Source organism: Hyunsoonleella aquatilis (genome assembly GCF_014270105.1).
GTDB classification, from domain to species: Bacteria; Bacteroidota; Bacteroidia; order Flavobacteriales; family Flavobacteriaceae; genus Jejuia; species Jejuia aquatilis.
On sequence record NZ_JACNMF010000002.1, the window covers coordinates 124,006 to 138,969 of the forward strand.

Annotated in this window: 17 protein-coding genes; 9 read left to right on the top strand and 8 right to left on the bottom strand. The window is 39.2% G+C overall.

Features of this window, described 5'->3' with window-relative positions; all coding sequences use genetic code 11:
• Window positions 1–77 precede the first annotated feature (77 nt).
• From H7U19_RS05990 to H7U19_RS06000, 3 genes are all read right to left on the bottom strand, one after another.
• Entirely contained in the window at window positions 78–845 is a 768-nt protein-coding gene (locus H7U19_RS05990; protein ID WP_186560144.1) for a hypothetical protein, read from the bottom strand.
• Window positions 846–936: 91 nt separating this feature from the next.
• Window positions 937–2,184: an LVIVD repeat-containing protein gene (locus tag H7U19_RS05995; RefSeq protein ID WP_186560147.1), complete on the bottom strand. Its 1,248-nt coding sequence runs from the start codon at window positions 2,182–2,184 to the stop codon at window positions 937–939.
• 36 nt (window positions 2,185–2,220) lie between these two features.
• Complete coding sequence (locus H7U19_RS06000) at window positions 2,221–2,619, bottom strand: hypothetical protein (RefSeq protein WP_186560149.1); 399 nt, start codon at window positions 2,617–2,619, stop codon at window positions 2,221–2,223.
• 256 nt (window positions 2,620–2,875) lie between these two features.
• Here H7U19_RS06000 and miaB point away from each other — a divergent pair, with 256 nt between their 5' ends.
• The 9 genes from miaB (at window position 2,876) to groL (ending at window position 10,586) form a co-directional block, all read left to right on the top strand.
• Window positions 2,876–4,324 (top strand): tRNA (N6-isopentenyl adenosine(37)-C2)-methylthiotransferase MiaB, encoded by a 1,449-nt coding sequence (gene miaB / locus H7U19_RS06005; protein WP_186560151.1) that lies wholly within the window; start codon window positions 2,876–2,878, stop codon window positions 4,322–4,324.
• Between the two features lie 6 nt (window positions 4,325–4,330).
• The gene (locus H7U19_RS06010) at window positions 4,331–4,672 is read left to right on the top strand and encodes an avidin-fold protein (protein ID WP_186560153.1); all 342 of its coding nucleotides are present in this window, start codon (window positions 4,331–4,333) and stop codon (window positions 4,670–4,672) included.
• Window positions 4,673–5,941 (top strand): sigma-54 interaction domain-containing protein, encoded by a 1,269-nt coding sequence (locus H7U19_RS06015; protein ID WP_186560155.1) that lies wholly within the window; start codon window positions 4,673–4,675, stop codon window positions 5,939–5,941.
• Window positions 5,942–6,049: 108 nt separating this feature from the next.
• Window positions 6,050–6,553 (top strand): LPS assembly lipoprotein LptE, encoded by a 504-nt coding sequence (gene lptE, locus H7U19_RS06020; RefSeq protein WP_186560157.1) that lies wholly within the window; start codon window positions 6,050–6,052, stop codon window positions 6,551–6,553.
• A gap of 24 nt (window positions 6,554–6,577) precedes the next feature.
• The gene (lptE, locus tag H7U19_RS06025) at window positions 6,578–7,084 is read left to right on the top strand and encodes an LPS assembly lipoprotein LptE (RefSeq protein WP_186560159.1); all 507 of its coding nucleotides are present in this window, start codon (window positions 6,578–6,580) and stop codon (window positions 7,082–7,084) included.
• A gap of 15 nt (window positions 7,085–7,099) precedes the next feature.
• Window positions 7,100–8,041, top strand: a complete 942-nt coding sequence (locus tag H7U19_RS06030; protein WP_186560161.1) for a hypothetical protein — start codon at window positions 7,100–7,102, stop codon at window positions 8,039–8,041.
• Entirely contained in the window at window positions 8,041–8,406 is a 366-nt protein-coding gene (gene secG / locus H7U19_RS06035; protein ID WP_186560163.1) for a preprotein translocase subunit SecG, read from the top strand. The genes H7U19_RS06030 and secG overlap by 1 nt, the downstream gene beginning before the upstream one ends.
• A gap of 167 nt (window positions 8,407–8,573) precedes the next feature.
• Window positions 8,574–8,849, top strand: coding sequence for a co-chaperone GroES (locus H7U19_RS06040; RefSeq protein ID WP_186560165.1), 276 nt, complete (start codon window positions 8,574–8,576; stop codon window positions 8,847–8,849).
• 105 nt (window positions 8,850–8,954) lie between these two features.
• Entirely contained in the window at window positions 8,955–10,586 is a 1,632-nt protein-coding gene (gene groL, locus H7U19_RS06045; protein ID WP_186560167.1) for a chaperonin GroEL, read from the top strand.
• Window positions 10,587–10,700: 114 nt separating this feature from the next.
• On the opposite strand, the gene H7U19_RS06050 is transcribed toward groL, so the two are convergent.
• From H7U19_RS06050 to H7U19_RS06070, 5 genes are all read right to left on the bottom strand, one after another.
• Window positions 10,701–11,063 (bottom strand): DUF2200 domain-containing protein, encoded by a 363-nt coding sequence (locus H7U19_RS06050; RefSeq protein WP_186560169.1) that lies wholly within the window; start codon window positions 11,061–11,063, stop codon window positions 10,701–10,703.
• An 18-nt stretch (window positions 11,064–11,081) separates the two neighbouring features.
• A complete protein-coding gene (locus tag H7U19_RS06055; protein WP_186560171.1) occupies window positions 11,082–11,432 on the bottom strand; it encodes a ribose-5-phosphate isomerase in 351 nt (116 codons plus the stop codon).
• Between the two features lie 20 nt (window positions 11,433–11,452).
• Entirely contained in the window at window positions 11,453–11,818 is a 366-nt protein-coding gene (locus H7U19_RS06060; RefSeq protein WP_186560173.1) for a heavy-metal-associated domain-containing protein, read from the bottom strand.
• A gap of 100 nt (window positions 11,819–11,918) precedes the next feature.
• Window positions 11,919–14,156, bottom strand: a complete 2,238-nt coding sequence (locus H7U19_RS06065) for a TonB-dependent receptor (RefSeq protein ID WP_186560175.1) — start codon at window positions 14,154–14,156, stop codon at window positions 11,919–11,921.
• Window positions 14,157–14,879: a heavy-metal-associated domain-containing protein gene (locus H7U19_RS06070; protein ID WP_186560177.1), complete on the bottom strand. Its 723-nt coding sequence runs from the start codon at window positions 14,877–14,879 to the stop codon at window positions 14,157–14,159. It abuts the gene before it with no gap.
• Window positions 14,880–14,964 lie beyond the last annotated feature (85 nt).

A 14,964-nucleotide genomic window follows, 5' to 3' on the forward strand; every position in this document is an offset into this window, starting at 1 on the left:
GAACTGTATATTAATTAAATAAAAAAAGCCCGCTTTTAAATACTAAAAAGCGGGCTTTAAATTTTGGCTTTGGAATATTATATTTCCCCAGTCCCTATGCGGTCTATATCGGTTTTCTCATCAAAGCCTACGGATTCTTTATAAATGTAATATAAAGGTATATAAGCAAATGCAGAAGTAGCAAGGATTCCAATAAAGCACATCAAAAATCCGACTAAGGATGCCAAAATGCCTGCAACTATCATCAAGCCAAAGGTGATTAGCCATTTTTTATTTCCAAGCTTAAAACCAGCTTTAACTATATCAGAAGTTGATAAATCAGGGTTAAAGGCGTAAATCACATTTATAATAGAAATGGGCACAACTGCGTAAATAATGGGCAAGAAGCACAGCAAATACGCCCCAATCATAATACCAAAGGAGATGGCTCCTACACCGAACGTTTTCCCGAAATAAGGTTTCTTGAAGAAATAAAAGTAGTCGTCATTTTTAGCTTCGTTGAAATCCTTCTGTTTGCATATTCTGAAAAATGCACCTTTAAGCCCAACACCGATAATCGTTGCAAAAAATGAAAATACGGCGCCCAAAGCATAAAAAGGAATAAGCACCGATATATCCGGTTGCCCTCCACTGTTGAAAGACTCTGAATCCATCATTCCTGAGGCAATAAGTGGCACATACATTAAAAGGTAAAAGGGCATCATTAAAAGCATGGTTAACAAAATGGTGACCAAACCCTGTACCCAAACCTTCTTAAACAGTTCTATAGATTGATTAAAAATAGTACCAAAGTCCAAATCCTTGGCATTCTCTATCCTTTCTAATAAAACATTGATTGCATTCATTTTTAATAATTTGGTTAGTATCTAATTTCAATACAATAATACACAAAAAAAATCTGCCCGAAGGCAGATTTTCCAACAACGTTTAGTTTATTTAGTTGAGTCTGAAAGAGCTAATTAGCCCTACGTTGTTTGCCATGTATTTGTATTGATAAAGGGTATTGTCCCCAATCATTATTAGACTGTTTTCTAAAGGAATCACATCCGTTGCTTGTATATTCTTTAGATTTCTCACCATGTTTAACTCCACTGGTGTTTCGCGTTTAAATAGCTTCAAACCAGCTGTACCGTCGCACACATAAAGCATATTCCCTTTTACGCCCAGCCCGTATGGGTTTTCTAAAGTGTAGCGTTTCGCCAAGGTTGGATTTCCTTTATCACTGATATCAATCACTTCAAGTACACTTTCCAGTTGCCCGCATAAATTACCTCCTCTTAAAGTTAAATAAGCATAATCGCCATCCACAACAACGGGATCGCAACCTTCCCAGTGCACAAATTCGGATACATATTCCGGGGAGGCTGGATTCTTTAAATCATAAATGTACATCCCGTTTACACTACCGAGGTACAAATAATTATCGGCAGCAAACATGGTTTCAATATTCCAACCTGCGCTTTGAGTGGCCTCTAAAGTGGGATTGGCCAAATCTTCAATATCAAAAATCGCCATACTGTAAGAACCCACAGTATATAGATACTTATCCACTATTTGAAAACGCGCCAAAGACCCCCCTGTCCCAACGGTATTGGTAGACTCCAGAACCCTAGGGCTACCATCAAAAGCAACATCAATCCACAAAAGTTCCTCAACATCTTCCCTGCGCTCTTGCTTTGTAGTCCATCCTACGATAATGTCGGTTTCATAATTAAATTCAGCCCAATCAGTGGCTTCGGCTTCTAATGGCACATTATAATTGTAGCGCTCAAACACATCCTCCAAACGCTCCACCATTTTAATCCCATTGATATCCGAAAGATCAAACACCACCAGATCCGTAGCACTATCGGCATATAAAAAATTATTCTTCACCGAAATATCTTCGTTTCCGGGAATGGTTAAATATTTGATAGCCTTTGGAAACTTTGGGTTGGTATTATCAATAATATGCACACCTTTATTGATGTCATTCACAAAAAGATAGTCGCTGTAGGCATAAATTTTACCGGGAGTCTGTATCGGCTGTGGCGGCAGGATGTCCACAGATTTTCTGAATTGTGATTTGCTCATGATTTCGGGCGTAGCCACAGTGACCAAATCAAGGTTTTCATCGTCGTTGCTATCGCATGAAATACATGTGAAGGCAATAAAAAAGACGCAAATGGCAAATTTTAGTTTCATTTTAGTTTGATTTTTTAGTTTTTAGCTAACTTTTATTTAATAGTTATAGGTTAAACTCTCTGAGAACCCCTCAATATTCAAAATGATTTGATTACTTCCTTCAATTTGTAAGGGTCTTATATCAAAACTTTGCTCTCGGGTAAAAAATGCCAAACAATCTTCATTATTAACAAGTTGAAATTTCAAAAAACGCTGTTCCGGCAAGGATTCGGCTACGGCTCCAGAATCTACCATCTTGTACTCCCAAGAGCTACCGCTACATCCGGAGGCACCGAAATTTATGATGAGACAATCTCCCGCTATAGTTGCACTGCTTAATCTATAAGTGTCCGAGGAAGTATTTTTATACAATTCCGAATCAATTATAACCACATCCTGACATATGGTATCTTCTGGCAAATCCACATCATCATCATCATCATCTTTACATTGCATGTTCAAACAGCAAAGTGATATTGACGATATGAACAGCAGTTTTTTCAATAAGTTAAAAGTCATAGCTAGTTGATTTGAAGTTTATTTTATAGATACCCAAAAGTAAAAATGGTTGCGTTATATCTTGTTTTATTTCTGAAAAATCAGGTCTAAAAATAAACTGCCACTTTGTCATAAGAAACGATTTAATTGTATCTTTGCACCCTCCTGATTCAGCAGGGCACGAAAATTGACCCACAGTGGTTTCAAGCAAGATATGGAAAAGATTATTGACGAAAGTAAGCAAGGCGAATCCTTAGTTCTGGATAAAAAAGAGGGCAATACCCGCAAACTTTTTATCGAGAGCTATGGTTGCCAAATGAATTTTAGTGACAGTGAAATCGTGGCTTCCATTTTGACCGAACAAGGATACAATACCACCCAAAGTTTGGAGGAGGCCGATTTAGTTTTGGTAAACACCTGTTCCATTCGTGATAAAGCGGAACAGACTGTCCGAAAACGTTTGGAAAAATACAATGCCGTAAAGCAAGAACTGAACCCAAATATGAAAGTTGGGGTATTGGGCTGTATGGCAGAACGTCTGAAAAGCAAATTTTTGGAGGAAGAAAAAATCGTGGATCTGGTGGTTGGCCCTGACGCTTACAAGGATTTACCTAATCTTTTGGCCGAAGTTGAGGATGGGAGGGATGCCATAAACGTAATTCTTTCCAAAGAGGAAACTTATGGCGATATTTCGCCAGTGCGATTGAATTCCAATGGGGTAACAGCATTTGTATCTATTACCCGTGGCTGTGACAACATGTGTACCTTTTGTGTGGTACCCTTTACCCGTGGACGTGAGCGCAGTCGCGACCCGCAGAGCATTATTGAGGAAATCAATGGACTTTGGGACAATGGCTTTAAGGAAGTAACTTTACTTGGCCAAAATGTGGATAGTTATTTATGGTACGGCGGTGGGTTAAAAAAGGATTTCGATAAAGCCAGTGAAATGCAAAAGGCTACCTCCGTAAACTTTGCCATGCTCTTGGATATGTGTGCCAAAGCACAGCCCAAAATGCGCTTTCGTTTTTCTACCTCAAATCCTCAGGATTTTACTTTGGACGTAATTGAAACGATGGCCAAACATCGCAATATTTGTAACTATATTCATTTACCTGTTCAAAGTGGTAGCAATCGTATTTTGAAGGCTATGAACCGTCTGCACACCCGTGAAGAGTATTTTGAATTGATTGATAACATCAAGCGTTTAATTCCCGATTGTGCCATTAGCCAGGATATGATTGCCGGTTTTCCAACGGAAACGGAAGAGGACCACCAAGATACCCTGACTTTGATGGAGTACGTCAAATACGATTTCGGATTTATGTTTGCTTATTCCGAAAGACCAGGCACTTTAGCCGAACGCAAAATGGAGGATGACATTCCCGAGGATGTGAAAAAACGTCGTTTGAATGAAATCATCGCACTACAGCAAAAACATAGCTTATTGCGCACCAAAGCCCATGTTGGTAAAGTTGAAGAAGTGCTAATTGAAAAACCATCAAAACGATCCGACGCCCATTGGTCAGGCAGAAATACGCAAAATACCGTGGTAGTTTTTCCAAAAGAAAATTATGAAGTTGGAGATTTTATAAACGTAAGAATTACGGATTGCACGAGTGCCACATTGATTGGAGAGGCTGTGGGATATTCAGAAAACAACTAAATTCTCATGTCAGAATTCAACTTTAACGACAAAGTTTTTTCGCTTTTAGACAACTCTGAAAACGGAAAGGTGAATTCCGACACAAAGTTCTACTATAAGCAAAACGGACATTTGATAACGGCCGACTACTATGGAGGAACGATAAAATATGGCAAAATTATCGGGCATTTAAAAAACGATAAAATTGAAATGCTGTATCAGTGTTTAACCACTGAAAATGAATTGAAGGCAGGGAAAGCCTTGGCTTCAATAAGCAAAACACATACAAATAAATTAAAACTGAAGCTGGATTGGGAGTGGCTAAACGACGCCAATGAAAAAGGAACTTCAGAATACATAGAAAATTAAATGGAATCCATTCAAGCAATAAAACAGCGCTTTGGCATTATTGGGAATACCCCATCGCTTAACCGTGGCATAGAAAAAGCCATTCGTGTGGCGCCCACCGACATTTCGGTTTTGGTTACAGGGGAAAGCGGCGTGGGAAAGGAAAGCATCCCTAAAATTATTCATTCCCTTTCGCACCGAAAGCACAACAAATATATCGCGGTAAACTGTGGCGCCATTCCCGAAGGCACAATTGACAGCGAATTGTTTGGCCATGAAAAAGGGGCCTTTACAGGTGCCACACAAACGCGTAGTGGTTATTTTGAAGAAGCTGATGGCGGTACTGTTTTTTTAGATGAAGTTGGAGAACTGCCTTTAACAACACAGGTGCGATTGCTTCGTATTTTGGAAAATGGCGAATTCCTAAAGGTAGGATCGAGCAAGGTGCAAAAAACCAATGTTCGCATCGTAGCTGCTACCAACCTCAATATGATCGAAGCCATTGAAAAGGAAAAATTCCGCGAGGATTTGTACTATCGTTTAAGTACTGTGGAAATCCATTTGCCACCACTTCGAGAGCGACAAGAGGATATCCATTTGCTGTTCCGAAAATTTGCCAGCGATTTCGCTTTAAAATATAAAATGCCAACCATAAAGCTTACGGATAGCGCTATACAATTATTACTAAAACACCGTTGGGCGGGAAACGTTAGGCAGTTGCGCAATGTGGCCGAGCAATTATCGGTGTTGGAACAGGATAGAACTGTTACAGCTGAAACGTTGCGAAGTTACCTCCCGGCTTCGGCTTCCACTAACCTGCCGGCCGTTGTTAAAACCTCCAAAAGCGAGAGCGATTTTAGTAGTGAGCGTGAAATCCTATACAAAGTGCTTTTCGATATGAAAAGTGATTTGAACGACCTTAAGAAGCTCACTATGGAATTGATGAAAAGTGGCAACTCAAAGGATGTGGAGCGCGACAACGAGCATTTGATTCAAAAAATATATGGCGACAATACTGATGCTGAAGATGATTTCTCTTTTGAAGAGGAGGTTGCCGAAAGCCCAGAAGTATTATCCATTCCAGAGCATGTAAACGATACTAACAGCTCGGATAAATACCACTTTGCTGAGGAAATTGAAGAAGAAGAAACTTTATCGCTTCAAGACAAGGAGCTCGAATTGATTAAAAAATCATTGGAACGCCACAACGGAAAACGTAAATTGGCTGCCGCGGAATTGGGCATTAGCGAACGTACGCTTTACAGGAAGATTAAGCAGTATGACCTTTAGTTTAGTTGGCAGTGCCCAGTTGGCAGTAGGCCAGTTCGCAACATATTCAAAAATTAATCGTTACAATTAACTAATCTGTCATTCCTGCGAAGGCAGGAATCCATTCAAATGAAATTGAAGTCGTTCTACGCAATCATTATACTTTTTCTTTTTTCAACAAATTGTAAAGTAAGATATTCTCAGACAGGAATTAATATTGGAGATGCCAAGACCTTTCAGGTGAATTTATTCGAAAACAATGCCAACCTAATTGAACCAGGGATTCATAGAGATTTAACCCTGAACTTACAAGATTTTATTTTGAATCAAACACCTTTGCAATTGGTAAAATCCAATGGAGATATTTTTTATGAAGGTGAAATTTCGGAATATCGCATTTCACCTACAACAGCAACATCACAGAATACGGCGGCACAAAATAGACTAACGGTTTCCGCAAAAATCCATTTCATCAACAAAATCAAAAACAAGGAATTCGATAAGGTTTTCTCTTTTTTTCAAGATTACCCGGCAAACAGCCAATTAACAGGAAACCTAAAAAATGAAATTCATCAAGACATTTTAAATCGATTGTCTCAAGACATTGTTAATGCCTCTTTGGACGACTGGTAAAATTCATTTAAATTGACCCCTCAAATGAAAAACATAAAATTTATAGCCCTTATTTTAATTGCAGCTTTGGTTTCAAGTTGTGGCATATACTCCTTTACAGGTGCCTCCATTTCACCTGACACCAAAACATTTCAGGTGAACCGATTTGAAAACAATGCGCTGTTGATTGAACCGGGACTGGACCTTTTGGTAAGAAACACGATGATTGAGATTTTGGAAAATCAAACCAATCTCAACAACGTAAACTCTAATGGTGATATCGTTTATGAAGGCGAAATTACAGAATACCGTATTTCTCCCACAACGGCTACTTCACAAAATACGGCTGCCCAAAACCGATTGACCATTAGCATTAAAGTGCATTTTTATGATAAAAACGACCCAGAGGCCGAATTTGACAAGTCTTTTTCGTTTTTCCATGATTTTGACGGAAGTGCCCAACTAATTGGTGCCCAGAAAGACACGGCGCATGAGGAAATATTGGAACGTATCACGCAGGATATCTTTAACGCGTCATTGGCCAAATGGTAAGCATAAATTTTTAATTTGAACAGTCACGATTTTACATATCTGCTACAAAATCCCAAGGAGGTTAACCTTCAGAAAACTGAGGCATTACGGTCTATTTTAGAAGACTATCCCTATTTTCAATCTGCAAAAGCCCTTTATTTAAAAGGACTAAAACATCAGGAAAGCAGTGATTATAATCAGGCCTTAAAAACTACTGCAGCCTATACGACAGATCGAAGTATTCTCTTTGATTTCATTACTTCCGACAGTTTTGTTCAAAATGAAATTTCAAAAGCGATAAAGAAAAATGTAACCTATCTCAATGATATTGAGGTTGTGGCCGATGACATTTCGGTAAACAAAAGCACCACGATTGATGATGCGTTAAAACAACAAATCAAAGAAACCTCTGGGGTTTTGGATCCCGAATTGTTTCAACCGAAAGACCCTTCAGAAAAACGGACAGTGCCTTTCAAATTGGACGAATCCGAAAAAATCGAAGACGTTACCGGAAACACCAAAACTCAGGAAGCCAGCGCAGAGGATATTTTAAACCTCGGGAAGCCCTTGCAATTTGATAGACGCGAATCGCATTCCTTCAACGAATGGCTGAAACTCACCAGATATAAGCCCATCAAAAGGGATGAAAGCCAAAAAATATCGGAACCTCCGAAGACGGAACAAAGCCGTGAAAAAACGAAAAAATCAGAACTTATTGATAGGTTTATTGCAGAAAATCCGAAAATCACACCTTCAAAATCCCCATCAATAAAAGGCAATCTGGCAAAAGCGCAAATGATACAGCCCGAAACCTTGATGACAGAGACTTTGGCGCGTATTTATGTAGAGCAAAAAAACTATAAAAAAGCCATTCAATCCTATAAAATTTTAAGTTTGAAATATCCAGAAAAAAGTAGTTTCTTTGCAAACCAAATTAGAGCTGTAGAACAATTACAGGAACAAAATAAAAAAGAATAATGAGCACGTTTACAATATTTTTAATACTTATCATATTTGTAGCATTTTTGCTTATAGTAGTCGTTATGGTGCAAAACCCTAAAGGAGGCGGATTATCATCTTCATTTGGAGGCGGTGGCACACAACAATTGGGAGGCGTTAAAAAAACCACAGACTTTTTGGATAAAAGTACATGGACGCTGGCCACGTTATTATTGGTGTTGATTTTATTATCAAACGTAGCCATACATGGTGGTGGTGATACTACTGACTCTAAAGCCTTGGATCCAAATGCGCAAAGCACCCAACCATTGCCATCACAAGATGGAGCGGTTCCACTTCCTACTAATGACAATAGCACAACTACTGTTGGAGATTCGCTTTAAAAAACAAAATAATCACAAAAAATGCCAACTTTACAACGTTGGCATTTTTTGTTTCTGCCTATCTTCAATCAAGTCTGAAAGTTTGTCAGTTTCCCCGCCATGGCACATTTTTGGCTTAAAGAATAATCGTTAAATAATAACCTTAATAAATAAAATATAAAACAAAAATGGGAGTAAACATCAAACCATTAGCAGATAGAGTTCTTATTGAACCTGCTGAAGCTGAGACCAAAACAGCATCAGGAATTATAATTCCAGACAACGCCAAAGAAAAACCACAAAAAGGAACTGTTGTTGCGGCCGGGCCTGGCACCAAAGACGATCCAATTACCGTAAAAGTTGGTGATACCGTTTTATATGGGAAATATGCCGGAACCGAATTGAAATTTGAAGGCAACGATTATTTAATCATGCGCGAGAGTGATATTCTTGCGATAATCTAAAAGACAATTAGCTATTAGCCCTTGGCTTTTAGCTCCAAAAAATTAATCAATAAACTTCACGCTAATAGCCAATGGCTAAAGGCAAAAAGCTAAAAAACATTAAAAATGGCAAAAGACATAAAATTTGATATTGATGCTCGCGACGGATTAAAACGCGGAGTAGATGCATTAGCAAATGCAGTAAAAGTAACCTTGGGCCCAAAAGGGCGTAACGTAATCATCAGCAAAAGTTTTGGTGCACCTCAAGTCACCAAGGATGGAGTTACTGTTGCAAAAGAAATTGAACTGGATGACGAGCACGAAAACATGGGTGCTCAAATGGTGAAAGAAGTGGCTTCCAAAACCAACGATTTAGCAGGTGACGGTACTACTACAGCTACTGTTTTGGCTCAGGCTATCGTTAAAGAAGGTTTGAAAAACGTAGCTTCTGGCGCTAATCCAATGGATTTGAAACGTGGTATCGACAAAGCTGTTGAGGCTATCACTGCCGATCTTCAAAAACAATCCCAAGAAGTGGGCAATTCTTCTGAAAAAATAAAACAAGTTGCTGCAATTTCTGCAAACAATGATGATACCATTGGTGAATTGATTTCAAAAGCATTTGAAAAAGTTGGCAAGGAAGGTGTGATTACCGTTGAGGAAGCCAAAGGTATGGACACCTATGTTGACGTTGTGGAAGGTATGCAGTTCGACAGAGGATATTTATCCCCATATTTCGTTACCGATTCTGATAAAATGATCGCTGATTTGGAAAATCCGTACATTTTATTGTTCGATAAAAAGATTTCCAACTTACAGGAGATTCTTCCAATTTTAGAGCCTGTGGCGCAATCTGGCCGTCCATTGTTAATTATAGCCGAGGATGTTGATGGACAGGCTTTGGCAACTTTGGTAGTAAATAAATTACGTGGTGGGTTAAAAATCGCTGCAGTAAAAGCTCCAGGATTTGGTGATAGAAGAAAAGCGATGCTTGAGGATATTGCTATTTTGACAGGCGGTACCGTTATTTCAGAAGAAAGAGGCTTCACTTTGGAAAATGCCGACTTAAGCATGTTAGGTACTGCGGAAACGGTAACGGTTGATAAGGACAATACTACCATCGTAAATGGCTCAGGCGACGCAGAAGCTATTAAAGCTCGGGTAAACCAAATCAAAGCACAGATTGAAACTACCACTTCAGATTACGACAAAGAAAAACTGCAAGAACGTTTGGCTAAATTGGCCGGCGGTGTTGCTGTATTGTACGTTGGTGCGGCTTCTGAAGTTGAAATGAAGGAAAAGAAGGACCGTGTGGATGATGCGCTGCATGCCACTAGAGCTGCCGTTGAAGAAGGTATTGTTGCCGGTGGTGGTGTAGCTTTGGTGAGAGCGAAATCAGTTTTGGAAAAATTGGAAACGGTTAATTTGGATGAAACCACAGGTGTTCAAATCGTAAATAAAGCTATCGAAGCACCATTAAGAACCATTGTTGAAAATGCAGGTGGAGAAGGTTCGGTTGTTATCAACAAAGTCTTGGAAGGCAAGAAAGACTTTGGATACGATGCCAAGTCTGAGGAATATGTAGATATGCTAAAAGCTGGTATTATCGATCCTAAAAAAGTAACGCGTATTGCTTTAGAAAATGCGGCTTCGGTTGCTGGAATGATTTTAACAACAGAGTGTGCTTTAATCGACATAAAAGAAGATGCGCCTGCTATGCCTCCAATGGGAGGCGGCGGTATGCCAGGGATGATGTAAGTCGAGAGGCTCGATAATCAATTTATACAAAAACGCTTCCACAAATGGAAGCGTTTTTTCTTTAATACTATCGTCTCTATTTAATATATTAGGAAAAACATTCTCAGAATTGTGTTAAGACCGCAAGATTTTTTCCATTTTTCGGCCTTTTGCCAATTCGTCTATCAACTTATCCAAGTACCTACACTTCTTCGTTAATTCATTATCGATTTCCTCAATACGATAACCGCAAATTACGCCCTTAATTAATGTTGCATTTGGGTTAAGATTTGCTTCATTAAAGAACTCTTCAAAAGTAACTTTCCTTTCTATAAGCTCTTGTATTTTGGCTTCATCAAACCCAGTCAACCATTCAATTACAGCATGCAGCTCTTCTTTGGTTCTTCCCTTTTTCTCAACTTTCGTAACGTAGTGGGGGTACACTGAAAAGAACTTCATGGTCCTTATACGTTCGTTGTGCTCTAGCGTAGTTTTCATACTATAATTATTTAAGTTTTAATTAAACCAAACCGCATAACCCTTTCTGCGTAATTCCAAAGCTAAGGCTTTTTCCTTTTTTAATGCATCCGCTCTGGAGGACATTGGGTCAATATGATTATACAAGCTGGGTCTCAAATACGACCCATATTTCTCGACAATATTGGAAGATAGTTTATATCCTTTTTTATTTCGGTATCCCGATTTATGTTGCAAAAATCGCTCTTTAGGCGTTTTACTGGTCATCCCCACATACAAACATTCCAAAACACCGTTGAATTGCGGATTGGCATTTCTGAATTTGGCATTTTCCGTAAACACACGTTTCTTCAATTCAATGACATAAATGCGATATTCGGTTTTGGGCATACCTAAATCAATGGGGTACTTTAAGACTTCTTTTCGCCCTCATGAGCATCCTTAATAGCATCATCTCGATACTGGCAACAGGGATGTACTTGCGCGTAGGCCTCATCAGTTGCCTTTTGCTCCTGAACGTCATGCCCAGCTTCCAAAACACTATTTGTAATAATTGCCGTATTCGTTTTACGTTCATCAAAAATCAGCTTCAATTCGTGGGTATCGATATTCCACTGGGCATATTTCACCCCTTTGGTATTTAAACAGGCTTTTTCGATTCGAGCTTTGCACATGCCGCATACGCCATCCACCTCCATCGAAGCTTTGGCGTTTTTGTTTTGGGCAAAGGTTGTTGTTGCTATCAGTAATAGTACTATTGTTATTATGTTTTTCATTTTGTTTTTCATTTTGTCATTGCGAGGAGGTACGACGTAGCAATCTAGGATTTTGTATTTCTTTAGAGATTACTTCGTCCTTCGTCCTCGTAATGACGGTTTAATTCAATTTGTATCGCAATCCAGCATAATACATACTCCCAAAAATGGGGCCGTACACAAAAGTGGAATCAAAATTCGCACCAAAGGGATCATCCGCACCTAAAATGGGGTTGGGTTGTCTAACATTCGTTACATTTTCCCCTCCTAAATATACTTCAAATTTAGGAGAAAACACTTTTGTGATCTGGGCATTCAATGTTGCTACCGTGGGTGTTCGTTCTGGTAATCGGTATTGTATAGGGTTACTTTCAGTGGACGCAAAACGTTGATCTCCCAACCAATTGAAGGTGGCATCAAATTTCCATCGTCCACCATTTTCCTTTGCTTCAGTTTTGTAACCCGCATTGGCAAAAAACCGATGCCTTGGCGTTAACGGGCGCTCCAATCTACCTGGATTGTAATCCGTTTTCACGTCGTAAAACTTATAGGCAGTACGAATATCGGCACCTTCAAAAGGACTATAATTCAGTTCCACCTGAAAGCTGTTGGCAAAACTTTTTCCTTCCAAATTGTAAAAGCTAATTTCCTGAGGATTTTCCCAATCCACCACAATTTGATTGGTGAAATCGGTTTTATAAAAATCGAAAGTGATATCGCCTTCCCGTCCGAAAAGATTAAATCCTTGAAGGTAGGACACTCCATAATTCCAAGCAATTTCAGGGTCAAGTCCGTAAATTTCACCACCGGAATTCATCACATTGATTTGCCGTGAAGTAGCGAACAGTTGCTGGTTTTCCGTAAAGATATTGGCACTTCGTTTTCCTTTTCCGAAGGAGGCCCTAAAGGCCGATTTCGACCATGGCGAATAGCGCAGGTGAAATCGTGGGGTAATGAAAGTTCCCAATAAATTATGTCGATCAATCCTAATTCCTGCGGTTAAATTCAACAATTCCAAATTATCGTAACTGTATTCGAAAAATGCCCCGACGGAGTTCTCGGTTCGCTCATAATTGTTTGTGTTCACCAATTCATCATAATGGTCGTAAGTATAACTCAAACCGGTCTTAATTTTATGCCTGGAATCGCTAATTATGGAATTATAAATCGCATTGGTATACAGGCTGTTGTGTCGAATCTCATAAATATTTATCCCAAAATAGGAGTCTTGTTTATGATGACTAAATGCCGTTTGAATCCCTAAACTCTGCCAAGGTATTTCGGGATTGACGTAGCCCATTTTTGCAGAGGCTTCAAAACGTCTTGTATCAATTTCACTACCCCAACTGTTCGTTGTGAATTTATCCAAATCCGGATCAAAGTCCAATTGACCCGTTTGTTTTTCATCATTTAAAAATTTCACATTAATGAAACTTACGAACCCATTTTGAGCATCGGTATATTGCCAACGATTCATCACATTAATTTGACTGGAAATTGGCATATCCAAAAACCCGTCATCATTCACGTCATGCTCCTGTTGTAAAGTGTTTCCATGGATGTATAATCCTGAGTGCCATCTGTTGCCAATCTGCGTATTCAAATGGGTATTCAACTCTAAACGCGAGCTATTGGCCCCGTATAAATTAACAAATACCTTATCATCCGTCGATGGCTTTACTAGCTCCGTATTGATTTGCCCCGCGATGCTTTCAAAACCGTTGACCACACTACCGGCACCTTTTGTGATTTGAATGCTTTCCACCCAAGTCCCCGGAATAAAACTTAGACCATAAGCTTGCGATGCCCCCCTTACGGATGGAATATTTTCCGTAGCAATCAAAATGTACGGACTGGTCAAACCCAGCATTTTGATTTGCCGTGTCCCGGACACCGCATCGGCAAAATTCACATCAATAGACGGATTGGTTTCAAAACTTTCAGACAGATTACAACAGGCCGCTTTTAGCAATTCATCACTGCTGACAACAGAAACGTTTTCAGCCTTTAAAAAAGATTTCGCCGTGGCTTGTTTTCTGGTAGTTACTGTAACTTCCTCCAAATCATCCGTTGGTTGCAACCAATGACGAACAAACCTTGGCGCATCAATGGTGAGGGTATCCGTTTTGAAACCCACGTAACTAATAATGAGTTTTTTGTACCACGGCTCATATGAAATGGTAAATTTTCCATCAATATCCGTCACTGTTCCCACTTCGGTATTCAGCCAATACACATTGGCACCAGCCAAACCTATACGCTCGTTTTCGGGGTTGGCCTCCATCACCATGCCGTTGATATGGTCTTGTGCAAACCCAACAAATGAGCATAACATTATAAAATATATAGCCCGTTTCATTTAACTGTAAATTTTAATCAGCATCAAAATCGCCATCACAATCATAATGCTGTTTTCAATAAACGTAGCTTTGGTCATCGGGAGTTTTAATGCCGTTCCCAAGCAGGCGCATTGAATCGTTTTTTTATCCAATAATTCCTTAGTAACCCCAATGGTGGTTACTCCTAAAACAAGGAGCGTGGCGATTAATACAATTGGAATTTCAAAACGCATTAAAAACATAAGCCCCAGCGCCACCTCGATAAATGGATAAATCCAAGCATACACAGGCACAACCTTTGCCAGCGGGTCGTACTTTCTGAATGATGCCGGAAATCCTTTTAAGTCCAATAGCTTAAAAAAGCTAAAAACAATATAAAACAGCCCCATAAAATCGAGCATAAAGCTATTGGTGTTCCAAGGGTTTCGGTTCAATAAAACAGAAGCAATTGTGATGTATCCAAAGATTAAAAACAATGGAAATAATTGTTGCAATTCGCTTTTTTCTTCGACTTCGGTAGTCTTGCCAACATCGAAAATATTTTGTTCCGAAATGGAATATTTATCAGAAAGTGCTTGTTGCAGTTTCACTGTTGAAATGTGTTCGGTCATTTCAATAATTGCTTTGGAAGCTTCTAAATCCACTGAAGCCTTTTTTACTTCGGGAAGTGCATTTAAAGCCTCTTCCACTGAAGTTTTGCATCCGTTACAGGTCATTCCTGTAACTGTATATGTATGTTTCATTTTGAAATGTTTTGATTTGATGTATTTAATTAGACTTGTCATTCCTGCGAATCCCGATAGCAATCGGGAACGAATCCATTAAATT